At 72.0% G+C, this 23,050-nt stretch carries 21 protein-coding genes; 11 read left to right on the forward strand and 10 right to left on the reverse strand.

All coding sequences use genetic code 11. From position 1 onward, the window contains the following. Positions 1-248: 248 nt before the first annotated feature. The 5 genes from rpsB to FAF44_RS39405 all read left to right on the forward strand — a co-directional run bounded on the left by rpsB (position 249) and on the right by FAF44_RS39405 (position 5,287). A complete protein-coding gene (rpsB, locus tag FAF44_RS39385; RefSeq protein WP_237108470.1) occupies positions 249-1,226 on the forward strand; it encodes a 30S ribosomal protein S2 in 978 nt (325 codons plus the stop codon). Between the two features lie 836 nt (positions 1,227-2,062). Further along, complete coding sequence (gene tsf, locus FAF44_RS39390) at positions 2,063-2,896, forward strand: translation elongation factor Ts (protein WP_237108471.1); 834 nt, start codon at positions 2,063-2,065, stop codon at positions 2,894-2,896. A gap of 144 nt (positions 2,897-3,040) precedes the next feature. Further along, a complete protein-coding gene (gene pyrH, locus FAF44_RS39395) occupies positions 3,041-3,739 on the forward strand; it encodes a UMP kinase (protein ID WP_237108489.1) in 699 nt (232 codons plus the stop codon). Positions 3,740-3,782: 43 nt separating this feature from the next. Beyond that, complete coding sequence (gene frr, locus FAF44_RS39400; RefSeq protein WP_237108472.1) at positions 3,783-4,340, forward strand: ribosome recycling factor; 558 nt, start codon at positions 3,783-3,785, stop codon at positions 4,338-4,340. A 104-nt stretch (positions 4,341-4,444) separates the two neighbouring features. Beyond that, positions 4,445-5,287, forward strand: coding sequence for a phosphatidate cytidylyltransferase (locus tag FAF44_RS39405; protein ID WP_237108473.1), 843 nt, complete (start codon positions 4,445-4,447; stop codon positions 5,285-5,287). A 97-nt stretch (positions 5,288-5,384) separates the two neighbouring features. Here the strand turns inward: FAF44_RS39405 and FAF44_RS39410 are convergent, their stop codons facing one another. Further along, positions 5,385-6,407: a suppressor of fused domain protein gene (locus tag FAF44_RS39410; RefSeq protein ID WP_237108474.1), complete on the reverse strand. Its 1,023-nt coding sequence runs from the start codon at positions 6,405-6,407 to the stop codon at positions 5,385-5,387. A 123-nt stretch (positions 6,408-6,530) separates the two neighbouring features. Between FAF44_RS39410 and rlmN the strand changes: the two genes are divergently transcribed. Beyond that, positions 6,531-7,631, forward strand: coding sequence for a 23S rRNA (adenine(2503)-C(2))-methyltransferase RlmN (rlmN, locus tag FAF44_RS39415; RefSeq protein WP_237108475.1), 1,101 nt, complete (start codon positions 6,531-6,533; stop codon positions 7,629-7,631). A gap of 5 nt (positions 7,632-7,636) precedes the next feature. Here rlmN and FAF44_RS39420 read toward each other — a convergent pair whose 3' ends face one another. Both FAF44_RS39420 and FAF44_RS39425 read right to left on the reverse strand, forming a co-directional pair. Continuing rightward, the gene (locus FAF44_RS39420) at positions 7,637-8,305 is read right to left on the reverse strand and encodes a hypothetical protein (RefSeq protein ID WP_237108476.1); all 669 of its coding nucleotides are present in this window, start codon (positions 8,303-8,305) and stop codon (positions 7,637-7,639) included. Beyond that, entirely contained in the window at positions 8,302-9,150 is an 849-nt protein-coding gene (locus FAF44_RS39425; protein WP_237108477.1) for an ATP-binding cassette domain-containing protein, read from the reverse strand. The genes FAF44_RS39420 and FAF44_RS39425 overlap by 4 nt, the downstream gene beginning before the upstream one ends. Before the next feature lie 90 nt (positions 9,151-9,240). On the opposite strand from FAF44_RS39425, the gene FAF44_RS39430 reads away from it, so the two are divergent. Next, entirely contained in the window at positions 9,241-9,792 is a 552-nt protein-coding gene (locus tag FAF44_RS39430; protein ID WP_237108478.1) for a DivIVA domain-containing protein, read from the forward strand. Positions 9,793-9,884: 92 nt separating this feature from the next. Here the strand turns inward: FAF44_RS39430 and FAF44_RS39435 are convergent, their stop codons facing one another. The 6 genes from FAF44_RS39435 to iolC form a co-directional block, all read right to left on the reverse strand. Beyond that, a complete protein-coding gene (locus FAF44_RS39435) occupies positions 9,885-10,532 on the reverse strand; it encodes an HAD-IA family hydrolase (RefSeq protein WP_237108479.1) in 648 nt (215 codons plus the stop codon). A 164-nt stretch (positions 10,533-10,696) separates the two neighbouring features. Beyond that, positions 10,697-11,680, reverse strand: coding sequence for an AI-2E family transporter (locus FAF44_RS39440; protein ID WP_237108480.1), 984 nt, complete (start codon positions 11,678-11,680; stop codon positions 10,697-10,699). A gap of 61 nt (positions 11,681-11,741) precedes the next feature. After that, positions 11,742-13,589, reverse strand: coding sequence for a 3D-(3,5/4)-trihydroxycyclohexane-1,2-dione acylhydrolase (decyclizing) (gene iolD / locus FAF44_RS39445; protein ID WP_237108481.1), 1,848 nt, complete (start codon positions 13,587-13,589; stop codon positions 11,742-11,744). After that, positions 13,586-14,428, reverse strand: a complete 843-nt coding sequence (iolB, locus tag FAF44_RS39450) for a 5-deoxy-glucuronate isomerase (RefSeq protein ID WP_237108482.1) — start codon at positions 14,426-14,428, stop codon at positions 13,586-13,588. Before iolB ends, iolD begins: the two co-directional genes overlap by 4 nt. Next, positions 14,425-15,321 (reverse strand): deoxyribose-phosphate aldolase, encoded by an 897-nt coding sequence (locus tag FAF44_RS39455; protein WP_237108490.1) that lies wholly within the window; start codon positions 15,319-15,321, stop codon positions 14,425-14,427. The genes iolB and FAF44_RS39455 overlap by 4 nt, the downstream gene beginning before the upstream one ends. 5 nt (positions 15,322-15,326) lie before the next feature. Beyond that, positions 15,327-16,277 carry a 5-dehydro-2-deoxygluconokinase gene (iolC, locus tag FAF44_RS39460; protein WP_237108483.1) on the reverse strand — a complete coding sequence of 317 codons (951 nt, stop codon included), beginning with the start codon at positions 16,275-16,277 and terminating at the stop codon, positions 15,327-15,329. A gap of 275 nt (positions 16,278-16,552) precedes the next feature. Here iolC and FAF44_RS39465 point away from each other — a divergent pair, with 275 nt between their 5' ends. From FAF44_RS39465 to FAF44_RS56080, 4 genes are read left to right on the forward strand one after another with little or no spacing between them, the layout of a single operon-like run. Next, a complete protein-coding gene (locus tag FAF44_RS39465; RefSeq protein ID WP_237108484.1) occupies positions 16,553-17,731 on the forward strand; it encodes a CehA/McbA family metallohydrolase in 1,179 nt (392 codons plus the stop codon). After that, on the forward strand, positions 17,722-18,615 hold the full coding sequence (locus tag FAF44_RS39470) for a TIM barrel protein (RefSeq protein WP_237108485.1): 894 nt from the start codon (positions 17,722-17,724) through the stop codon (positions 18,613-18,615). The genes FAF44_RS39465 and FAF44_RS39470 overlap by 10 nt, the downstream gene beginning before the upstream one ends. Beyond that, the gene (locus tag FAF44_RS39475; RefSeq protein WP_237108486.1) at positions 18,612-19,691 is read left to right on the forward strand and encodes a Gfo/Idh/MocA family protein; all 1,080 of its coding nucleotides are present in this window, start codon (positions 18,612-18,614) and stop codon (positions 19,689-19,691) included. Before FAF44_RS39470 ends, FAF44_RS39475 begins: the two co-directional genes overlap by 4 nt. Beyond that, positions 19,688-22,435 carry a glycoside hydrolase family 38 C-terminal domain-containing protein gene (locus tag FAF44_RS56080; RefSeq protein ID WP_237108487.1) on the forward strand — a complete coding sequence of 916 codons (2,748 nt, stop codon included), beginning with the start codon at positions 19,688-19,690 and terminating at the stop codon, positions 22,433-22,435. The genes FAF44_RS39475 and FAF44_RS56080 overlap by 4 nt, the downstream gene beginning before the upstream one ends. Before the next feature lies 1 nt (position 22,436). Here the strand turns inward: FAF44_RS56080 and FAF44_RS39485 are convergent. Beyond that, a partial coding sequence (locus tag FAF44_RS39485; RefSeq protein ID WP_237108488.1) for a CdaR family transcriptional regulator occupies positions 22,437-23,050 on the reverse strand: 614 nt, incomplete at its 5' end.

Genomic DNA, 23,050 nt, shown 5'->3' on the forward strand with positions numbered 1-23,050 from the left:
AGTGAGGGAAGGGGTGGATGTCCGTTTGACCATGGACGGTCAGCCTGGGGCGGTGTGGGAGGTAGACTTTTCGGTGGCCTGTGACCACAGGCCGACTTCGCATGCCCCATTGCGGACCGCGCCATCGGTCCGGGCCACGTGCCCGGCGGGAGCGGGTTCGGGGCATCAGGGCGGCAGACAACGTGCTGTCGCGGCATAACCGAGAACCGCGCCCATCCGCAGGGCGCCCAGACCTGGAGGACCAGCACATGGCCCCCGTCGTCACCATGCGACAGCTGCTCGAGAGTGGCGTTCACTTCGGTCACCAGACTCGGCGCTGGAACCCGAAGATGAAGCGCTTCATCTTCACCGAGCGCAACGGCATCTACATCATCGACCTGCAGAAGTCGCTGTCGTACATCGACCGTGCGTATGACTTCGTGAAGGAGACCGTCGCCCACGGCGGCACGATCCTGTTCATCGGCACCAAGAAGCAGGCTCAGGAGGCCATCTCCGAGCAGGCCGCGCGGGTCGGCATGCCGTATGTCAACCAGCGCTGGCTGGGCGGCATGCTCACCAACTTCTCCACCGTGCACAAGAGGCTTCAGCGACTGAAGGAGCTCGAGGAGCTCGACTTCGACAACGTCGCCGCCTCGGGGCTCACCAAGAAGGAGCTCCTGATGCGTCGCCGTGAGAAGGACAAGCTGGAGCGTACGCTCGGCGGTATCCGTGACATGGGCCGCGTGCCCAGCGCCGTGTGGGTCGTGGACACCAAGAAGGAGCACATCGCGATCAGCGAGGCCAAGAAGCTTGGCATCCCGGTCGTCGCGATCCTCGACACCAACTGCGACCCCGACGAGGTCGACTACCCGATCCCCGGCAACGACGACGCCATCCGCGCCGTCGGTCTGCTGACCAGGGTCGTCGCCGACGGTGTCGCCGCCGGTCTGATGGCTCGCTCCGGCGCCGCTCGCGGTGACGAGAAGCCGGCCGCCGCCGAGCCGCTGGCCGAGTGGGAGCGCGAGCTCATCGAGCAGGGCACCGGCGAGCGCGCGGCCGAAGAGGCCCCGGCTGCTCCCGAGGCTGCCGCCGCCGAGGCCCCCGCTGCTGCTGCTGAGGCTCCCGTTGCGGAGGCCCCCGCTGCTGCTGAGGTTGAGGCTCCCGCGGAGGAGGGCGCTGCCGCCGAGGCGGCTCCGGCCGCTCCCGAGGCTGCCGCTGCCGAGGGCGAGGACAAGCAGCAGGGCTGACCTGCCCGAACGGTCTGGTCCGCAGACCTGAAGGATGTCGCTGACCTGCTGGTGACCCGGCCCCGCCTTCGACGGCGGGGACGGGTCTGGTGGATCAGCGGCACCCCGAGGGGTTCCGGTCCCGGGGTTTCCCGGGATCCGGCGCGGGTGGCCGCCGCCGGGTCCGGTGAAACCGGGCCGGGTGGCGGTGCCAGGCTTCGGCAGGGCTCGTCGGCCGGCGCTGGTCGCCGGTCGGAGAGCGAGCAAGCAGGTGGGCAAGCAAGGCGACGTGACAGCTGAACAAGGCGAACCACCAGGTGGCCGTGAGGCTCGGGTGGGTGGTCAGGCAAGGTAGTGGTTCCGGCTCGGCAGGCACATGGCTGAGCCAGGACGGCGTGCCGGGCGGACCGCTCCCGGGCCTCGGACGGTAAACCGGGCTGGGTCAGGGCGAACTTCCCGCCGGGAAGGGCAAGACGCTTGTCGCCGAAGCGCCGAAGCGCCGAAGCGCCGAAGCGCCGAAGCGCCGAAGGCAGGGCGGCTCGTGCCGTGGACGGTGAGGTCTCTCCGTCGCCGAGATCGGCGACCGAGGTCCTGGCCGAGGCGGTGAGTGCCGATCGGCCCGAAGGTGGTGCCGAGGTGAGGTTGTCGGGCGATGCCGAGCTGAGGTGGTAAGCCGAAGCGAGGCTGGGCAGTATGCCGAGCGAAGCAGCAGCGAAGCCGGGCCGGCCCGAGCCCGAACAGGACAAGGCTCCTGTACGGCGGGTGCCTGCCGTACGAACACCAGGGTGGGAGGCCGGATCCCGGCTCCCCGCCCGAACCACGATGACGACGACGAAATCCCACAAGGAATAAGAGCAATGGCTTCCGTGAACCTGGCCGATGTCAAGCGGCTTCGCGAGATCACCGCTGCCGGCATGATGGACTGCAAGAAGGCGCTGGAGGAGTCCGAGGGCGACTTCGACCGCGCGATCGAGCTGCTGCGCCTCAAGGGCGCCAAGGACGTGGGCAAGCGCGAGGCCCGTACCGCCTCCAACGGCCTGGTCGCGCTCAAGCAGGACGGTGACTCCTCCGCCGCGCTGGTCGAGATCAACTGCGAGACCGACTTCGTGGCCAAGGGCGAGCGCTTCCAGGAGCTGGCGGCCGAGGTCGTCGAGCACGTCCTGGCGACCAAGCCCGTAGACGTGGCGACGCTGCTCGAGTCGTCCTTCGGCGGCAAGACCGTCAAGGAGCACCTCGACATCGCCAATGCCGCGCTCGGTGAGAAGATCGAGATCCGCCGGTTCGCGGTGCTGGAGGGCGGCTACATCGGCGCCTACATGCACAAGACCGACCCGGCCCTGCCGCCGGCCGTCGGCGTGCTGGTGCAGCTCGACAAGCCGAACGCCGAGGTCGCCAAGGACATCGCGCAGCACGCTGCCGCGATGGCGCCGCAGTACCTCAAGGCCGACTCCGTGCCCGCCGAGGTCGTCGAGAAGGAGCGCAAGCTCTTCGAGGAGATGACCCGCGAGGAGGGCAAGCCCGAGGCTGCCATCGGCAAGATCGTCGAGGGTCGCGTGAACGGCTGGTACAAGGACTTCACGCTGCTGCAGCAGGCCTTCGTCAAGGAGAACAAGAAGAGCGTGGGCAAGTACGCCGATGAGAACGGCGTCGAGGTGCTGGCCTTTGTCCGCTTCAAGGTCGGCCAGGCTTAGGCTTAGGCAAGCTGCCAGCTCAACGATCCACGAATGAAGGAGGCCGCCGCCGTGCAGGACCACCGGGAGACAGCCCACGAATCCACACGGACGGCGGTTTCCTCGTCTCCAAACCCGCAAGGTCCACTCAGGTGGAAGCGGGTGATGCTGAAGCTGTCGGGCGAGGCGTTCGCCGGGGGCGAGCCGCTGGGCATCGATCCGGTGATCGTCGATCATCTGGCCGACTCGATCGCCGAGGCGGTCAAAGAGGGTGTGCAGGTCGCGGTGGTGGTCGGCGGCGGCAACATGTTCCGTGGGGCCACCCTTTCGCAGGGAGGCATCGACCGCACCAGGGCCGACTACATGGGCATGCTCGGCACGGTCATCAACTGCCTGGCGCTCCAGGATTTCCTGGAGCGCCGTGGCGTGGAGACGCGGGTGCAGACCGCCATCACCATGCAGCAGGTCGCGGAGCCGTTCCTGCCGCGCCGGGCGATCCGTCATCTGGAGAAGGGCCGTGTGGTCATCTTCGGGGCGGGGCTCGGCTCGCCGTTCTTCTCCACCGACACCGCGGCGTCCCAGCGGGCCCTGGAGATCGGCGCCGAGGCGCTGCTCAAGGGCACGCAGGTGGACGGGATCTACGATTCCGATCCCCGCAAGAACCCCTACGCGGTGCGCTTCGACCATCTCGACTACGGTGAGGTGCTGTTGCGCGACCTCGCGGTCATGGACGCCACCGCGATCAGCCTGTGCAAGGACAACGATCTGCCGATCGTGGTCTTCGACCTGATGGGCGAGGGCAACATCCTGCGAGCGGTGCGCGGTGAGAAGATCGGCACGCTGGTGAGTCCCGCAGGCAAATGACGGAGCGAGCCCGACACCGCCAGCTAGAAGACAGGGAGCCGCTGTGATCGACGAAACCCTCCTCGAAGCCGAGGAAAAGATGGACAAGGCCGTATCGGTCGCGAAGGAGGACTTCGCGAGCATCCGTACGGGCCGGGTCACCCCCTCCATGTTCAACAAGATCAACGCCGAGTACTACGGGACGCCGACGCCGATCCAGCAGCTGGCGTCCTTCCACGTGCCCGAGGCGCGCATGGTTCTCATCAGTCCTTTCGACAGGAGCTCGATGGGCGCGATCGAGAAGGCCATCCGCGACTCCGACCTCGGCGTCAACCCCACCGACGACGGTCAGGTGATCCGTGTGACGTTCCCGGAGCTGTCCGAGGAGCGCCGCAAGGAGTACATCAAGGTCGCCAGGAACAAGGGCGAGAACGCCAAGGTGTCGGTGCGCAACATCCGTCGTTCCGCCAAGGAAGTCCTCGACAAGATGATCAAGGACGGCGAGGCCGGCGAGGACGAGGTCAGGCGGGCCGAGAAGGAGCTCGACGACCTCACCCAAAAGCACGTCGCGAAGATCGACGAGCTGCTCAAGCACAAGGAAAGCGAGCTGCTCGAGGTCTGAGCGGCGCGCTGCACGGTGGGTCGCCCGGAGCGTTCCGCCGCAGGTAGCGGGTCATCTACGGCCTCCGCCACCCGAGGCGGGGGCCGTGGCTCTTGGAGAAGACTGTGGAAGAACGTACGGCCGGCACCAGCCCGGGCGGCGGCGGCCGTACCGGCCGGAACCTGCCCGCCGCCATCGCGGTCGGCCTGGGCCTGGGCGCGCTGGTGCTCGGCACCGTCTACTCCATCAAGGAGCTGTTCCTCCCGGTGGTCACGGCTGCCGTCGGTGTCGGCGCGCTGGAGCTGATCAAGGCCTACGCCACCCGGGGCATCAGGGTTCCGGCCGTGCCCGTGCTGGCGGGGCTGGCGACGATGCAGGCGGCGGCGTACTGGGGCGGGCCGCAGTGGCTGCTGGCCGCGTTCGCGATCTTCGCGTTCGTGTTGCTGATCTGGCGGATGTTCAGCGCCGGTACGGATGGATACGTCCGGGACGCCTCCGCGTCGGTGTTCACGCTGTTCTACCCGGCGATGCTGAGCGCGTTCGTGGCGCTGCTGCTCAAGGAGGGCGACGGCGACCACCGGGTGATCATTTTCATCGCGGTGACCGTGGCGAGCGACATCGGCGGGTACATCGCGGGCGTGCTGTTCGGCCGGCATCAGCTCACGGTGATCAGTCCGAAGAAGACCTGGGAGGGGCTGGCCGGGTCGGTCGTCGCGTGCACGGCGGTCGGGGCCTGGCTGGTGACGTGGCTGCTGGGCGGGCAGATCTGGCAGGGTGCGCTGATCGGCGCGCTGGCGGCGGTGCTGGCGACCGTGGGCGACCTGATCGAGTCGATGATCAAGCGGGATCTCGGCATCAAGGACCTGGGCTCGATCCTGCCGGGTCACGGCGGGCTGATGGACCGGCTGGACTCGCTGGTGACGACGCTGGTGCCGGTCTGGTTGCTGATGACCCTGTTCTTCGGCTGACGGCCCTGCTGCGCCAAGCCTGCTGCGCCAAGCCTGCTGTTCCAACCCGGCTGTTCTGACCCTGCTGCTCTGACGCTGCTGTTCCAACGCCGCTGCTCTAATCCTGCTGGGACTCCAGGGCCTGCGTGGTGACGGGGGAGAGCCAGAGCCACCGGACGCCTTCACCGCCGAACGCGAATCCTGACATGTCGGGCATGTGGGGTGGGTTGGCCTGCATCAGGACCCCCGAGTACTGCGAGCCCAGCGGGAACGTCGAAGGGTCGTGGTACCACTTCGCCGTGTGCCCGTGGCCCAGCCACGTGACCGAGTGCCACGGATACTGCGACAGCCACACCAGCAACAGCGCCGCGTCACGCGGGTCCTCGCGGGTGGCCACGGCCAGCTCGATCCGGGCGTACGTGCCCGGCTCGTCGATCCACTGCTCCACCGTCGGCATGCGCTGGCAGCTCATCCCGACCGTGGACAGCACGGTGAAACCGCGCTCGCCGTGCGGCGGGCGCTCGGTGATGCCCACGGTGGGCAGGCGCTCACCGCTGGCGTCCCAGTATCGGCCCGCCGGGCCCAGCACCCGGTCCAGATGTCCCATCACGAACTGCTGGAACGACGGCCACGACCCCTCGCCGTGCCGCCAGCGCCAGTAGGAGCGGGCGTTCGAGATGCGCGGGCGCAGCCCGTCGAGCGCCTCCGACAGCGCCCAGGCGAACGGCGACTCGCCCACCGCGTCGCGCGCGTACCCGGGCATTCCCCTGCTCATGTCGGCCCAGCCGGGGATGACGGCCAGCAACTCGTCGTCCTCGTACAGGGCGACGCCGTCGCCCTCCTCGAACCACAGCGGGTTGAGCTGGCCGAGCGGCCGGCGGCCGTCGGGGTGCAGCGTGGCCGCCCTGGGCATGAGCGGCGGCCGGCCGGCGTTGACGCGGGCCAGGTCGATGACGGGCGGAGCGGGGCGATGGTTGGCCAGCCAGACGGCTCCGTGAACCGTGCCGTCGGGCGAGCACAGGTAAGCCACCGAGGAGTTCTCGTCCCGCTCGACCACGAGCGTCCGGCTCCCGTACGGGCTGCCGGAGGCGAGCACGACCTCGGTGCCACCCTCGCCAGATGCCGACCGAAAAATCGCCATACGAGATGACTGTAGATCGGGCGGAGACCAAGACGCGAGCCGTACCGAGACCAGGAATGCCACCTCCGATCCGAACGTTCATTACCCTGGTGGCAAACCCCTCAAGCAAGCAAAGGCAGCACAGTGTCCCAGCCCCCAGGTCAGCTCACGTTCGTCGCGCCCCGTCGGGCCAAGCCCGCACGGCACCTGGCCGATCTGCCGATGGCCGACCGGCGGGCGGCGGTCACCGAGCTGGGCGAGAAGGCGTTCAGGGCCGACCAGCTCTCCCGCCACTACTTCGAGCGGCTCACCACCGACGTGCAGGCGATGACCGACCTGCCCGCGGCGGCCAGGGAGAAGTTGTCGGCGCTGCTGCCCACACTGCTCACGCCGGTCAAGGAGCAGACCACCGACGGCGGCACCACCCGTAAGACGTTGTGGCGGTTGTTCGACGGGGCACTGGTCGAGTCGGTGCTCATGCGTTACCCGGACCGGGTCACGATGTGCGTGTCGTCCCAGGCCGGATGCGGCATGAACTGCCCGTTCTGCGCCACCGGGCAGGCCGGGCTGACCCGTAACATGTCCACCGCCGAGATCGTCGAGCAGGTCGTGTCCGGAGCGCGCGCGCTGGCCGCCGGCGAGGTGCCCGGCGGGCCCGGGCGGGTCAGCAACGTCGTGTTCATGGGCATGGGCGAGCCGCTGGCCAACTACAAGCAGGTGATCGGCGCGGTGCGTCGCCTGGTGGAGCCGGCCCCCGACGGGCTCGGCATCTCCGCGCGCGGTGTCACGGTCTCGACGGTGGGGCTGGTGCCCGCCATCGGGAAGCTCGCCGACGAGGGGCTGCCGGTCACGCTGGCGCTGTCGCTGCACGCGCCCGACGACGAGCTGCGCGACACGCTCGTGCCGATCAACACCCGGTGGAAGGTGGCCGAGGTGCTCGACGCCGCCTGGGCGTACGCGGCGAAGACCAAGCGGCGGATCTCGATCGAGTACGCGCTGATCAAGGACATCAACGACCACGAATGGCGGGCCGACCTGCTCGGCAAGCTGGTCAAGAACAAGCTCGTGCACGTCAACCTGATCCCGCTCAACCCGACGCCCGGCTCGAAGTGGACCGCCTCGCGGCCGGAGGACGAGCGGGCGTTCGTGCGGCGGCTGGAGTTCCACGGCGTGCCGGTGACGGTGCGTGATACGCGCGGGCGCGAGATCGACGGGGCCTGCGGGCAGCTCGCCGCCGCCGAATAGGGCGGTCACCGCCTGCGGCGCAGCCAGGCGTACGCCGTCAGGCCGATCAGGCACCAGCCCAGCGAGATCGCGGCGAGCTGCGGGAACAGGCCGAGCAGTGCGCCGGTGTTGGCGGCCTTCATCCACGAGATGAGCGGCACCGTGAGCCAGTACAGCGACGTCGCGCTGAGCAGCAGCATCGCCAGGAAGCCGAGCAGCAGGGCCATGATGGAGACGGCCGGCGACGGCAGGATCGCGCGGCTGGTGAGAGCGCCGAGGGCGGTGCCGGTCAGGGCGGAGATCGCGTACAGGACGACGCCGGCGGGCAGCAGGCCGGGTGGCGGGGCGCCGGTCATGCCGAGCAGCAGCGCCCAGAGCAGGCCCAGCGCCGCGAACCCGGCGCACGTGGCGAAGGCCGCCAGCAGCCCCGACGCCACCTCCCGGCCCCGGCCGCCGACCTGGATCGCCGACATCTCGCGCTGCCGGTCGGGCTCGGTGTCGAGCAGGCTCCTGGCCGCCCAGGCCAGGATGGGGACGAGCAGCACCGCGCCGTCCGCGAGCACGCTGGCCTCGGCACCGCGCGGGGCGCGGCTGCCGTTCAGGATGGCCAGCAGCGCCAGGGTGAGGAGCAGCGCCTGGAACACGCGGTGCGAGCGCACGTAGGCGGCCAGGCGGAAGGCCGCCAGGGCGATCATGAGGTCTCCTGGGTCTCGGGGGCGCGACGATCCGGGCCGTGCGTGGCTTCCACGGCTGTCCGCTCGTCAGGGGTTTCCACGGCTGCGGGCTCGTCGGTGTCCTGCGCGGTTGCGCCTTCGGCGATGGTGGTGCGGAGCCGGCGGGCCTGGTAGCCGTCCTCGCGCATTCTGGTCAGGAAACGTGCGAGGTCGCCGGTGGGCACGGTCACGGCCACGGTGACGTGCGAGGGGACCGGCGGGGGTGCGGACGTGCCCTCCTTGAGGTGGCCGTCCACCATGGACCAGTGGCGCAGGCCGGGCAGGCCGCGCAGGCCGCCCTGGTGGTCGCTGGCGATGACGATGCCGCCCCTGGCCGCCACCTCGGTCGCGATCGAGGGCAGCGCGTCGCGCGTGTCGGCGTCGAGGCCCGCGAACGGCTCGTCCAGGATCAGCAGGCCCGGCTCGGCCATGAGCGCCTGGGCCAGGCCGACCTTGTGCGCGCTGCCCTTCGACAGGTCGTTCAGCGGGGTGCCGAGGAGGTGCCCCATGTTCAGCCGCTCGATCCACGGCTCCCAGCGGGCGCCGCCGCCGCGTACGCGGGACATGTGCCGCAGGTACGCCGTCACCGTGAACGGCTGGCTCACCGGGAACCGGTCGGGGGCGAAGCCGACTACCGGCGGGCGGCCGGTGATCGTGCCCGTGCTCGGCCGGGCGAGGCCCGCCAGGAGACGGAGCAGGGTGGACTTGCCCGCGCCGTTCACGCCGGTCAACTCGATCATGTCGCCGGGGGCGAGCTGGGCGTCGGCGTCTTCGATGACGAGAGGATCACGTCTTCGGTAGCGGAAAGTGACCTTGGACAGACGCATGATCCGGTAACCGTATATGTCGGGTCGCAGGGTCGGGATAAAGGTCCGACAATGGAGGGACCCCCAGCACCATCTCAAGAGGAGCGAGGCTTGAACCGCTTTCCGCGCGTCATGGGCATGCGTTCAGGCTATGACCCCGCCGAAGTGGACGCCCTGATCGGGCGGATCGAATCGACCCTCGGCCGGGGCGCGCACGCGTTGGAGCCCGTCACGGCGGACGAGGTCCGCACGGCCACGTTCCGCGCGAAACGCGGTGGTTACCAGGAGACCGCGGTGGACTTCGCGTTGGAGGCGTTCGTGGTGGCGCTGGAGACCCAGGCCCAGCGGCCGGTCCGTCTGGCCATGGCCGAGCCCACCGGCGACCTGCTGCGCGAGCAGTGGTTCGAGACGCAGGCCGCGCGGGTCGAACGCGTGGCCTTCCGTCCGGGCCGCATGGGCACCGGCTACAACGAGGACGAGATCGACGCCTTCCTCGACCGGGTCGTGGCCACGCTGCGCGCCACGACCGACTATCCGGTGACGGCCAAGGAGGTGCGGGAGGCGAAGTTCTCCACCGTGCTGTTCCGGGCCGGTTATCTGATCGCGGACGTCGACTCGTTCCTCACCGGCATCGCCGACGTGCTCGAACAACGGGTCCGCTGAGACGGCCGCACCCGCCGCGAGAGCAGCGGGCGCGCCGCACGCCCGTCACGACCGCGCCGGGTCACCACGAGCAGGCCGTCGTCGGCCGGGGTTCAGGCGGCTTCGACCGCGGCGAGCAGCCCGTGCAGGTCGGGCCGCACGTGCGGGACGATCGACGGCTTCGCCGGCCGCTGGCCGTGCCGGTTGACCCACACGCGGGGCAGGCCCAGCCGGTGGGCGGGCTCCATGTCGTGGAAGTAGCTCTGGGCCACGTGCACCCACACCTCCGGCTCGTACGAGCCCCTGAACAGCTCGAAGTGCGCGTCCGCCGGCTTGTAGGCCCCCGCGTCCTCGGATGTCACCACCGCGTCGAACGGCACGGGCAGCCGCCGTCGCGTCTCGGCGATGAGGTCGCGGTCGCAGTTGGTCAGCAGCGCCAGCCGCCAGCCGGCCTCCCGCAGCGCGCCCAGTTTGGCGCCGACCTCGGGGAAGACCGGCCAGTACGGCAGCGTCGCGCCCAGCACCGAGGCGTCGTCGGCGGCCAGCGGGACCTTCTCCTCCGCGCACGCCCGCCGCAGCGCCTCGGCCAGCACGAGCCGGTAGCGCATCGCGGGCGACTCGGCCTGGACGACGTGCTCGTGCCGGTTGTACGCCTCCAGCAGCCGCACCCCCTGCCCGGGCGCGATCAGCTCGGCGCTGCCGAGGATGCCGTGCCGCCAGTCGACCAGAGTTCCGAAACAGTCGAACGTAACCCATCGCATGACTCACATCATGACGGTCATGACCGTATCCGTGCGCCCCATCCGCCCCGGCGATCTGCCCGTGGCCACGCGGGTGCTCGACGCGGGTGCGGACGGTCGCGGCCGAGCGGGGCGCGGGCCGGCTGCACCTGGTCACCACCAACGACAGCACGTGTGGCGGGCCGTCAGGTGGCGCGCGGCTGGCGCAGCAAAGCGACGATGACCGAGGTCACCGGGGCGGCCAGGAACGCGCCGGCGATCCCCGCGATCACGCTGCCCACCGTGAGCGCCACCAGGATGGCCGCGCCCGGCAGCGCGAGGGCCCTGCCGTAGACCTGCGGCGCCAGGACGTGCCCCTCGATCTGCTGCACCGCCACGGTCACCGCCACCACGATCAGCGCCACCAGCCAGCCCTTGGCCACCAGCGCCACCACGGCCGCCAGCAGCCCCGCGAAGAACGCCCCCACCACCGGCAGGAACGCCCCCACGAACGTCAGCACCGCCAGTGGCAGCGCCACCGGCACGCCCAGGATCCACAGCGACATCCCGATGAAGAACGCGTCCACCATGCCCACGATCGCGACCCCGCGGATGTAGCGGCCGATCACCGAGAAGACCAGCTCGCCGGTCTCGGTCAGGCGGGTCCTGGAGCGGGCGGGCGCGAGCTCCACCAGCCAGCGGAAGAGCCGGTCGCCGCCGTGCACGAAGTAGACCGACAGGATGACCGCCAGGACCGCCCCCACCACGATCTCGCCGGCCGTCCTGACCCCGGCCAGCGCCCCGGTGGTGATCTGGCGGCTCTGGTCGGACAGGTAGTCCCTGGCCTTCGCCAGCAACTGCCGGTCGTCGAGCCCGAACTTGACGGCCAGGTTGTGCAGGTCACCGAGCACGTGGCCGACGCTGGCCCGCAGCTCCGACACGCTGTCCACGGTCGGCGGGACGACCAGCGCGATCAGCGCGCCGGCCAGCAGCAGGCCGCCGGCGAAGACGATCGCGGTGGCCGCGCCCCGGCCGAAGCCGCGCGAGCGCAGCCAGCGGGCCGGGGGCAGCAGCAGCGCGGTCAGGAAGACGCCGATGACGATCGAGAGCACCACCGTGCGCACCTGGTAGAGGCAGAAGCCGATCACCGCGATGACCGCGAACCATCCGAGCAGCCGCCACGGCCCCATCCCCGCCCCCCAATCGTGCCTGGTCAGAGGCGTTCCCCAGGCTGATCGAGGGCAACCCTGCTCAGCCGGGCGGGGCCAGGTGGGGCCGCTGGGAGCGTTTGTTCGCCTCGTACGCCTCCCGCGCCGCGTACGTGCCGCTCGTGGTCGCCACCTGCGCCACGGGCACGTCCCACCACGCCTCGGAGGACGGCGCGTCGTCGGCCAGCCGGTCGGTGTGCACGTGGATCACCGTGGTCCCGGTGGCCGAACGGGCGGTGTCGAGGGCCTTGCGCAGGTCGGCGACCGTTTCGGGGCGCAGCACGGTGGCGCCGAGGCTGGCGGCGTTGGCGGCCAGGTCCACCGGCAGCGGGCCGCCGTCGCGGCCCTGGTAGGCGGTGCCGAGCCGCTCGGCGCCGACGCTCTCGGACAGCCGTCCGATGGAGGCGAAGCCGGAGTTGTCGACCAGGACCACGATCAGCTTGACGCCCTCGGAGACGGCCGTGACCAGCTCCTGGGCCATCATCAGGTACGAGCCGTCGCCCACCAGCACGAACACCTCGCGCTCCGGCACGGCCAGCTTCACTCCCAGGCCGCCGGCGATCTCGTAGCCCATGCAGGAGTAGCCGTACTCGACGTGGTAGGCGCCCGGACCGCTGGGCCGCCAGAGCTTGTGCAGGTCACCGGGCATGGACCCGGCCGCGCACACCACCACGCCGTCGTCGCCGGCCGCCGCGTTGACCGCGCCGATCACGGCCGACTGCGGCAGCGGCGAGCCCTCCAGCGCGTACGCCGCGTCCACGGCGGCGTCCCATGCCCGTGTCAGGGCGGCGGCCCGTTCGCGGTAGGCGGCCGGGGTGCTCCAGCCCGCGCACGCCTCGGCCAGGTCGGCCAGCCCTTCGCGGGCGTCGGCGACCAGTTGCAGGCCGGAGAGCTTGGCGGCGTCGAAGCCGGTGATGTTCAGGTTCACGAAGGCCGCGCCGGGGGCGAAGATCGTCCGGGAGGCGGTGGTGAAGTCGCTGTAGCGGGTGCCGACGCCGATGATCAGGTCGGCCTCGCGGGCCAGCGTGTTGGCGGCGGTGGTGCCCGTGGCCCCGATCGCGCCGAGCGCGAGCGGGTGACCGTGGGGGAGCGCGCCCTTGCCCGCCTGCGTCTCGGCCACGGGGATGCCGAAGGACTCGGCGAAGGCGCGGAGTTGTGCGCCGGCCTCGCTGTAGATCGTCCCGCCGCCGGCCACGATGAGCGGGCGGGTCGCCGACCTGATCAGCGCGGCGGCCCGCGTGAGGGCCGCACGCTCTGGGCGCGGCCTCGGGACGTGCCACAGGCGGCGGGCGAACAGCTCGTCGGGCCAGTCGAACGCCTCGGCCTGCACGTCCTGCGGCAGCGCCAGCGTCACCGCGCCCGTCTCGGCCGGATCGACGAGCACCCGCATGGCGGCCAGCAGCGCGGACGGGAGCTGCTCCGGGCGGTTGATCCGGTCCCAGTAGCGGGAGACCGGCTTGAAGCAGTCGTTGACCGAGATGTCGTAGGAGCGCTGGTCCTCCAGTTCCTGGAGCACGGGGCTCGCGGCGCGGGTGGAGAAGATGTCGCCGGGCAGCAGCAGCACGGGCAGGCGGTTGATGGTCGCGCCGGCCGCGCCGGTGATCATGTTGGTGGCGCCGGGGCCGATCGAGGTGGTGCAGGCCAGCGTGGCCAGGCGGTTGCTGGCGCGGGCGTAGGCGGCGGCCGTGTGCACCATGGCCTGCTCGTTGCGGCTCAGCCGGTAGGGCAGGTCCTCGGTGGAGGTGGCCAGCGCCTGGCCGAGGCCCGCCACGTTGCCGTGGCCGAAGATGCCGGCGCAGCCGCCGAAGAACCGGCGTTCCGCGCCGTCGCGCTCGCTCCACTGGCGGGCCAGGAAGCGCACGACGGCCTGCGCGACCGTCAGGCGGATCATGAGGTCCTCCCGAACGGCAGCCGGGGGTCGATGGGCTGCTCGTCCCAGGAGGAGCGGATCCAGGCGTGGCGGGGGTCGTCGCAGAAGGCCATCGACCGCTGCTGCGCGGGGCCCGCCAGGACGTTCAGGTAGTACAGGTCGTAGCCGGGGGCGGCCATGGAGGGGCCGTGGTAGCCGTACGGGACGAGCACCACGTCGCCGGAGGAGACCTCGGCGAGGGTGTCGATGGGGCCGCGTTCGGAGGAGTAGACGCGCTGGTAGCCGACGCCCTGCCCGGCCACCTCGAAGTAGTAGATCTCCTCCAGGACCGCCTCGCCGGGGTTGGGGGTGTCGTGCTTGTGCGGGGGATAGGAGGACCAGTTGCCCGAAGGGGTGAGCACCTCGACGGCCATGAGCTTGTCGCAGCCCTCGAAGGCGTCGGGGGAGCAGAAGTTGTTCACCTGGCGCGATGCCTGGCCCGCGCCCCTGATCTCGACGGCCACGTCGGCGGCGGCGACGTGGCGGGCGGGCAGGGCGCGGGTGGCGCGGGCCGAGGGGAAGGCGATCCGGCCGGTGCCCTCGACGGTCACGGGGGTGCCGATCGGGACGTAGACGAAGTCGGTGGGGCCGTCGAACACCGAGGCGCGGCCGGTCAGCGTGAACCGGTGGCCGGGCAGGGTGACGGTGCACGAGCCCGCGATCGGGAGGACGAGCAGTTCGTCCTCGCCGGTGTCGAAGGAGAGCGGGGCGCCGGTCAGCTCCGCCACGCGCAGGCCCGAGTACGTCCAGCCGGCGAGGGACGGGGTGATCTCCACCGACCAGGGGTCGCCGGCGGCCTTGCCGTAGGGGTGGTAGGTCATGGGCGGGCCTCTCGTACCAGGGCGGCGGCGCCGTCCACCGCGGTTGCCACGTCGTCGTCGGGAGGGTAGAGCAGGGCACGCCCGACGACCAGGCCGCGCACGCCGGGCAGGCTCAGGGCGCGGTGCCAGTCGGCGTAGGCGGCGTCGATGTCGGGCGGGTCGCCCCCGAGCAGCAGGGCGGGCAGCGTGGTGGCGGCCATCACGCGCTCCATCTCCGCCACCGCCGGGATCTTCAGCCAGGTGTAGGCCGAGGTGACGCCGAGGGCCTGGGCGATGCTGATCGCGCGGATGACGGCGTCGGGCGACAGGTCGTTGCGCAGCGCGCCCGACTCGGAGCGGCGCGACCAGAACGGCTCGACCATGGCCACCAGCCGCCTGCGGGCCAGGTCGGTGACCGCGCGGGCGCACGACTCCAGCGCGGTCGCGGTGGCGTGGTCGGACGGGTCGATGCGGCACAACATCTTGCCGCCGTCGAGCCGCATGGTGTCGATGGAGGCGGCGTCGAAGCCGGTGAAGCGGTCGTCCACCTCGAACACCGAGCCGTGCAGGCCGCCGCGGTTCATGGAGCCGAAGGCCAGCTTGCCCTCCAGCGCGCCCAGCAGGAGGAGGTCCTCCAGGACGTCGGGGGTGGCCAGGATGCCGTCGACACCGGGGCGGGACAGCGCCACCCGCAGCCGGTCGAGCAGGTCGGTGCGGCTGGCCATGGCCAGCGGCCGGTCGCGCACGCCGAGCGCGCCGCGGGCCGGGTGGTCGGCGGCGATGATCAGCAGCCGCTCGCCGCCGCCGGGCAGGCCGCGCCGCCGCCGGCGAGCCGCGGACTCGGCGATCGCCTCGGGGCGGGTGGCGCGCAGGTGGGTCAGCCGCCCGTAGTCGGCCGGCCGGGACGGCGCGATGTCGCTCAAGAGCGCGCCCCGTTCAGCAGGTCTTCGACCTCGGCGGTGCCGGGCATCGCGTCGGCGCAGGCCAGGCGGGCGGCCACGAAGGCGCCGGCCGCGTTGGCGAAGCGCAGCATGTGCTCCAGCGGCCAGCCGCGCGCCAGCCCGAGGCAGATCGCGCCGCCGAACGCGTCTCCCGCGCCGATGCCGTTGACCACCTTCACCTCCATGGGCTCCACCAATGCGCTCTCCTCGGAGGTACGCGCGAAAACCCCTGCTGGCCCCATTTTCACGATCGCCATGCGTACGCCGGTGTTCAGCAGGGCCTGCGCGGCGGCCTCCGGGTCGCGGACGCCGACCGCGACCTCCACCTCCTCCAGGTTGCCCACGGCCACGTCGGCCAGCGGCAACATGCGGCGGGCCGCCTCGCTCGCCGCCTCGCGCGAGTCCCACAGCGTCGCCCGGTAGTCGAGGTCGAACACCGCCGACCCGGACGTGCGTGCCGACAGCGCGGCGGCGTGCGCGGCGGCGCTCGGCTCCTGGCTGAGCCCGGTCAGCGAGAACCAGAACAGCCGGGCTTGCGCGATCGCCGCGAGGTCCAGCATGGACGGGGAGACCTGGAGGTCGGGCGGGTGCTCGCCGCGGTAGAAGTAGATCGGGAAGTGGTCGGGGGGAAAGATCTCGCAGAACGTGACGGGGGTGGGTCGGCCCTCGATGGTGCTGACGAAGGCGTCGTCCACGCCGAAGCCGCGGATCGCCCGGCGTACGTAGTCGCCGAACGGGTCGGCCCCCACGCCGGTGATCACGGCGGAGCGCAGCCCGTGGCGGGCCGCGGCGACGGCGACGTTGGTGGGGCTGCCGCCGAGGAATTTGCCGAAGGTCTCGACGTCGGCCAGGCCCACGCCGGTCTGCAGCGGATAGACGTCGACGCCGGAGCGGCCGATCGTGATCAAGTCGTACAACAGCACCTCCACTGACGGAGCTTACCCACGACACTATGGCATATTGTCATGACATCAAGATGTCCAGGATGTTGCGCATATCGGTTGGCGCTTTACGTCATATGAATGTCATGACATATTGGCTCCTGAATGCCACCTCCCGGGGAGCGTCGGAGGGTTCGCATGGCGTTGCGGCAAGGACGAAGGGGAAGAACGTCACGGTCACGTTCATTCCCCACGGCATCGATGACGAGCAGCACAACACCAAGCTCTCCCTCGATCTCGACTCCGGCAAGGGAGGCGGCAGGGTGAAAGGCCACTGGAGCCTGGACGACCGGCTGGAACGGACCCTGCGCGAGGTGCCCTTCGAGGTGCCCGCGGGCAGCGCGGCGGTCACCGTGCGGCTGTCCTACGACCGCTCGCAGGGCGTGATCGACCTCGGCTGCGGGTCGCCCGGCGGGTTCCGCGGCTGGTCGGGCGGGGCGCGCGACACGTACACGATCAGCCGCGACTGGGCCACCCCCGGCTACCTGCCCGGCGAGCCCGAGGCGGGCACCTGGCACGTGTGGCTGCGGCTGCACCGAATCCCGGCGCAGGGGCTGGACTACACGCTCGACGTCACGGTGTCGGGCCAGGCGCCGCCCGAGCCGGTCGCCGCGCCGCCGCCCCACGGCGAGCGCCCGCCGCGCAGGGACGTCCCCGACGTGGACGGCCTGCGCTGGTACGCCGGCGACTTCCACGCCCACACCGTCCACAGCGACGGCAGCCTGACCATCGACGAACTGGCCGAACTCGCCCACGGGCGCGGGCTCGACTTCCTGGCCGTCACCGACCACAACACGGTCAGCCACCACCCCCGGCTGAGCGGGATCGACCGGGGGATCAGGCTCGTCCCCGGCCAGGAGGTCACCACCGACCGGGGCCACGCGAACGTGTTCGGCGAGGTCGGCTGGGTGGACTTCCGCGAGCCCGCCGACGCGTGGGTGGAGCACGCCGAGCGCGCCGGCGGACTGATCTCGATCAACCACCCGCTCGGCGGCGACTGCGCCTGGCTGCTGCCGATCAGCCGCCGGCCGCGCGTGGCCGAGGTGTGGAGCTCCGGCTGGTGGGACCGCCGCTGGGGCGCGCCGCTGGCCTGGGCCGACGCCTGGCGCGACGACGTGATCGCGATCGGCGGCAGCGACTTCCACCGCCCCGGCTCCGACGGCCTGCCCGGCGCGCCCACGACCTGGGTGCTGGCCGAGGACGTGGACGCGGTGCTCGACGGCGTGCGCGCGGGCCGCACCGCCGTCTCCACGGGCCCCGACGGGCCCCTGCTGCTCAGGCTGGGCGGCGACCTGCTCGCGCTGGACGCCGACGGCCTGGTGCTGGTCCGCCCCGACGGCACGCGGCAGGTGGTCCGCGGCGAGCGCGTGCTGCTGCCGGCCCGCGACGGAGCACACCGGCTGGAGACCTACGAGAACGAGGTGATCGCCCTATGCGCGTGAGGAAAGTCGCCAACGCCCCCGTGAGCTTCGGCGTCTTCGAACTCAGCGACGCCCCGCCACCACTGACCGCCGACGAGATGGTCCGGGCCCTGGCGGCGGCCGGCTACGAAGGCATCGACTCCGGGCCGATCGGCTACCTGGGCACCGGCTCCGAGCTGGCCGACCGGCTGGGCGGCGCCGGGCTGCTGCTCTGCGGCGGCTGGGTGGACCTGCCCTACCGCGACGCGGACGCGTACGAGAGGGGGCTGCCCGCGCTGGCGGCGGCGCTGGACGTGTTCGCCGCCGCGCCCCCCGGCGACCTGCCGCCGCGTCCCACGATCGCCTGCTCCGGCTCGCCGGAACGGTTCGCCCGCCCCGGCGGGAGCGTTCCAGGGCTGCCCGCCTCCGAGTGGCCCGGCTACGCCGCCCGCGTCCAGGAGACGGCCGAGCGCTGCCGCGCACGCGGCTTCGAGCCCGTCTTCCACCACCACCTGGGCACCTACGTCGAGACCCCCGAGGACGTCGAGCGGCTGCTGGAGCTGACCGACGTGCAACTCTGCCTGGACACGGGCCACCTGCTGCTGGCGGGCGGCGATCCGGTCACGGCGCTGCGCGCATGGGCCGAACGGGTCGGCCACGTGCACATCAAGGACGGCGACACCGCGATCCTCGCCCGGGCGCTGGCCGACGGCGTGGACCTGCGCGAGCTGATGGGCCGCGGCGGGTTCGCCCAGCTCGGCGAGGGCGAACTGGACCTGCCCGCCGTCGTGCGCGCGCTCGACGAGATCGGCTACGCGGGCTGGATCGTGATCGAGCAGGACACCCTGCCAGGGCGGCGCACGGTCGCCCAGAACATCGCCGACCAGGCGGCCAACCGCCGCAAGCTGAAGGACCTGGGCCTGTGAAGATCGCGCTGGTGGGTTGCGGGGCCGTCACGCAGGCCGTCTACGTGCCGCTGCTGTCGCGGCGGCGGGATCTGTTCGAGGTGAGCGCCGTCTGCGACCTGTCGCGGACGCTGGCCGACGCCGTGGGCGAGCGGCTGGGGGCCGCGCGGCGGTACACGGCGGTGTCGGAACTGCTCGCCGACGGCGGGTTCGAGGCCGTGGTCGTGCTGGCGTCCGGCTCCCACGGGGAGACCGTGCGGCAGGCCCTGGCCGCCGGGCACGCCGTGCTGTGCGAGAAGCCGCTCGCGCTGACCAGGGCCGAGGTGGCGGCGCTGCCCGCGGGGCGGCTGATGGTCGGCTACATGAAGCAGTACGACCCGGCCGTGCGCCGGGCCGAGGAGGCGCTGGCCGCGCTGGGCGGCCCCGAGGCGCTCAGGGCGGTCGAGGTGACCGTGCTGCATCCGAGCGGCGAGTCGCAACTCGCCTTCGCCAACCTGACGCGGGCGGGCGACGTCGACCCGGGGCTGCTGACCGCGCTGCGCGCGGCGGAGGACGCGCTGGTGTCGCGGGCCCTGGGCGAGTCGGCCCCGGAGCAGGTGCGGAACCTGTACGGGGTGGCGCTCGGCTCGATCTGTCACGACCTGTCGCTCCTGAGGCGCTTCACCGGCGCACCGGCGGACATCTCGTACGTCGAGACGTGGGGGCTCGCGCCCGGCTCGATCGAGATCTCCGGCGCGCTGCCGGTCCGGGGCCGCTTCTCCATCCGCTGGCACTACCTGGAGGACTACCCCGCCTACCGGGAGACCGTGACGCTCCACCACGACAAGGGCTCGCTGGAGCTGGTCTTCCCCTCGCCGTACCTGATGAACGCCCCGACCACGCTCACCGTGGTGTCCGGGGCCGAGAGCCGGACGCACTGGCGGGAGGTGACCGAGGCGTTCGAGGTACAACTCGGGGCTTTCCATGCTTACGTGAACGATGGCATCCCGCCGCTGACCGACGTGCGCGGCGGGCTGGAGGACATCGTCACGGCGCAGCGGATCGCGGCGCGCTACGCCGTGCAGCATGATCTGCCCATCGGAGGGGAGGCAGCGTGAGCACGGAGATCGTCGTCGTACCGCACACGCACTGGGACAGGGAGTGGTACGAACCGTTCCAGCGTTTCCGGCTGCGCCTGGTGGCGCTGCTGGACGAGGTGCTGGACACGATGGAGCGCGAGCCCGCCTACCACTTCACCCTCGACGGGCAGCTCGCCTGCGTCGACGACTACCTGGAGGTGCGCCCGGAGCAGCGTGACCGGGTGGCGGCGCTGGTGAAGTCAGGACGGTTGGCGGTGGGGCCGTGGCAGATCCTGCTCGACGAGTTCCTCTGCTCGGGCGAGAACATCGTCCGCAACCTGGAGCTGGGCATGGACCGGGCGGACAAGCTGGGCGGCGCCATGCCGGTCGGCTACCTGCCCGACATGTTCGGCCACACCGCCCAGATGCCGCAGATCCTGCGCAAGGCGGGGCTGCGGCACGCCTGCGTCTACCGGGGCGTGCCGGCCTCCGTCACCGCCGACGCGTTCGCCTGGGTCGCGCCCGACGGCACGGCGCTGCGCACCCAGTACCTGCCGGCCGGCGGCTACGGCAACGGGGCGCACCTGTTCCACGACGGGGAGGGGCTCGGCGAGCGGGCGGCGGCGTTCGTCCGGACCATGCGCGCCTGGCACGGGCCCGACGGCCCGCTGCTGGCGATGTACGGCACCGACCACTCCGCGCCCGTGCGCGGGCTGCCCGAGATGGTGGCCGCGATCGGCGCCCGCATGGACACCCTGTCCGGCTACCTCGGCGGCGACCCCGGCGAGGTGGACGGGCCCGGCGAGGTGGACGGGCTGGCCCGGGTGCACGGCGAGCTGCGCTCCCACGCCCGCGCCAACATCCTGCCCGGCGTCATCTCCGTCCGCCCGCACGTCAAGCAGGCCATGGGCCGCGCCGAGCGGATGGTCGAGCGGTACGCCGAGCCGCTGGCCACGCTCTGGGGCGAGGAGTGGCCGGGCCGCTTCCTCGACATGGCCTGGTGGCGGCTGGTGGACGCCAGTGGCCACGACTCGGTGACCGGCTGCGGCGTGGACGACACCGCCCAGCAGGTCGCCGCCCGCATCGCGGAGGCCGAGCAGCTCGGCCAGGCCGTCCGCGACCTGGTCACCTCCCGCCTGGCCCGCGCCGTGCCGTCCGACGGCGTGCTGATCGTCAACCCCACGCCCGACGAGCGGCGCGGCGTCGTGGTCGTGGACGTCGCGGGCATGGACCCGCTGGCCGACCCGTCGGGCGAGCCGGTGCCGGTGCAGCCGCTGGAGTACGCGGCCACACTGCTGCTCGACGAGGAGATGGACCCGGCCACGGCGCTGACCTTCATCCACGGCACCGAGCTGTACGGCCGGCACATCACGGGCTGGACGGTCGAGGACGGCACCCTGACGTTCACCGTGGCCCAGGAGACCTCGGTGGTGTTCGACGTGGACGACCTGCGCGCGGCCGTCGGGGGCGTGACCCGCGTGCGCATCGTCGCCGAACCCCGCCGCACCGTGGCCGCCCTGGTGGACGTCCCGCCGCTCGGTCACACGAGCATCCGCCCCGCCCCCCGCGACCAGGTGTACGCGGCCGACGGGGCGGACCTGCGGCCCGGCACCCACCACCCGTCCTGCTGGCTCAGCTCCGATTCGGGCACCCTGCCGGTGCGCGGCGACGACGAGGTGCTCGACAACGGCCTGCTGCGGGTCACCATCGCCCCCGACGGCACGCTGACGCTGGTGGGCCAGGACGGCACCACGATCACCGGCGCGGGCCGGATCGTGGACGGCGGCGACGTGGGCGACACCTACAACCACGCGCCGCCCGCGACCGACCTCGTGATCTCCGAGCCGGAGCTGGTCGAGTCCGAGATGATCTGCACCGGCCCGCTGGTGGCGGCGGTGGACGTGCGGCGCACGTACCTGTGGCCGGCCGCCGGCGAGGAGGTCGAGGGCGCCCCCGAACTGCCCGCCGCGGCGCGCGGCTCCAGGATGGAGGAGATCACCGTCGTCACCCGGGTCGAACTGCGCGCGGGCGAGCCGTTCGTCCGGCTGCACGTCGAGTTCGACAACCGCTGCGCCGACCACCGGGTCCGCCTGCACGTGCCGCTGCCGTCGCCGGCCACGCGCTCGCACGCGGAGGGGCAGTTCGCGGTCGTCAGCCGGGGGCTCACCGCGGAGGGCGGCTGCGGCGAGACGCCGCTGCCCACCTTCCCCGCCTCCTCGTGGGTGGCCGCCGGCGGCGTGGCCGCGCTGCTGGAGCACGTCACGGAGTACGAGCTGGCCGGCGGTGAGCTGGCGCTCACCTTGCTGCGCTCGGTCGGCTACCTCTCCCGCAACCGCAACGCCCTGCGCCCGGAACCCGCCGGGCCGCAACTGCCCACCCCGGCGGCCCAGTCGCGCGGGACGCGGTCGGTGCGCCTGGCGCTGATGCCGTACCGGGGGACGTGGGCGGAGGTGGTGCCGCAGGCGGAGGTCTTCCGGCACGACCTGCTGGTGGTCCCGGGCCTGGGGGAGCGGTTCCTGCCGCTGCCCGAGCCCGCGGCCGGGCTGTCGGTGACCGGCGACGGCGTGGTGCTGACCTCCCTCAGGGACCGCGACGGGTGGCGGGAGCTGCGGGTCGTGGCGCTCACCCCCGAGGCCACGCGGGCGGTCGTCAGCGGCGGCTTCACCCGGGCCCGCCACGCCGACCTGCGCGGACGCCCCGGAGAGCCGATCCCGGTGACGGACGGCACCATCCGGCTGCCGCTGGCCGCCTGGGAGATCGCCACGGTGCAACTGTCGGAGTGACTCAGGTGCGCAGCCCGAGCCGCCGGGCCGCGCTGATGGCCAGCCAGACCTCGGCGAAGGCGGCACTGGAGTCGAGGTCCCTGCCGCTGAGCTCGCCGAAGCGGCGCAGGCGGTAGGCGAGCGTGTTGGGGTGGATGTGCAGCGCGGTGGCGGCGTCGCGCATGTGGCGGTTGTGCTCCAGCCAGGTGCGTACGGAGGCCACCAGGTCGGAGCGGTGCGCCTCGTCGTAGGCGAGCACCTCGCCCAGCACGTACTCCACCAGGGCGCCCAGCGCGGCCGGGTCCTCCGGCAGCCAGCGGCCGGTCGTGTCGTCGCCGTACGGGACGAGCCCGCGCCCCGACTCGGCGGCGTGCGTGACCGCCCACGCGGCCTCCCGCTGGGCCACCCGCAGCGACTCGCCCATCGGGAACGGGCGGCTCATCCCGGCGGCGACGCCCGGCACCGCGGCCACGGCGGGCCCCAGCTCCGGCGGGCCCAGCAGGTAGTGGTCGTCGCCGCGGCGCAGCATCAGGTGCGGCAGGTCGTCCAGGGCGCGGCGCAGCGCGTCGTCGGGCACGCCGCGCGCCACGAGCAGCACCGCGTCGCAGTCCATCGGCAGGCCGAGCCGGGCCAGGC

The sequence above is a fragment of the Nonomuraea sp. MG754425 genome, from assembly GCF_021699195.1.
Classification (GTDB): domain Bacteria; phylum Actinomycetota; class Actinomycetes; order Streptosporangiales; family Streptosporangiaceae; genus Nonomuraea.

What these genes read in the sequence shown, in the direction of transcription:
- iolD (WP_237108481.1), bottom strand. Translation starts at nt 13,589, where the DNA reads ATGATCCGCCTGACGGTCGCGCAGGCCGTCGTGCGCTTCCTGGCCCGC.
- rpsB (WP_237108470.1), top strand. Translation starts at nt 249, where the DNA reads ATGGCCCCCGTCGTCACCATGCGACAGCTGCTCGAGAGTGGCGTTCAC.
- FAF44_RS39435 (WP_237108479.1), bottom strand. Translation starts at nt 10,532, where the DNA reads ATGCGATGGGTTACGTTCGACTGTTTCGGAACTCTGGTCGACTGGCGG.
- FAF44_RS39410 (WP_237108474.1), bottom strand. Translation starts at nt 6,407, where the DNA reads ATGGCGATTTTTCGGTCGGCATCTGGCGAGGGTGGCACCGAGGTCGTG.
- pyrH (WP_237108489.1), top strand. Translation starts at nt 3,041, where the DNA reads ATGCTGAAGCTGTCGGGCGAGGCGTTCGCCGGGGGCGAGCCGCTGGGC.
- FAF44_RS39420 (WP_237108476.1), bottom strand. Translation starts at nt 8,305, where the DNA reads ATGATCGCCCTGGCGGCCTTCCGCCTGGCCGCCTACGTGCGCTCGCAC.
- FAF44_RS39425 (WP_237108477.1), bottom strand. Translation starts at nt 9,150, where the DNA reads ATGCGTCTGTCCAAGGTCACTTTCCGCTACCGAAGACGTGATCCTCTC.
- iolB (WP_237108482.1), bottom strand. Translation starts at nt 14,428, where the DNA reads ATGACCTACCACCCCTACGGCAAGGCCGCCGGCGACCCCTGGTCGGTG.
- FAF44_RS39440 (WP_237108480.1), bottom strand. Translation starts at nt 11,680, where the DNA reads ATGGGGCCGTGGCGGCTGCTCGGATGGTTCGCGGTCATCGCGGTGATC.
- FAF44_RS39470 (WP_237108485.1), top strand. Translation starts at nt 17,722, where the DNA reads ATGCGCGTGAGGAAAGTCGCCAACGCCCCCGTGAGCTTCGGCGTCTTC.
- tsf (WP_237108471.1), top strand. Translation starts at nt 2,063, where the DNA reads ATGGCTTCCGTGAACCTGGCCGATGTCAAGCGGCTTCGCGAGATCACC.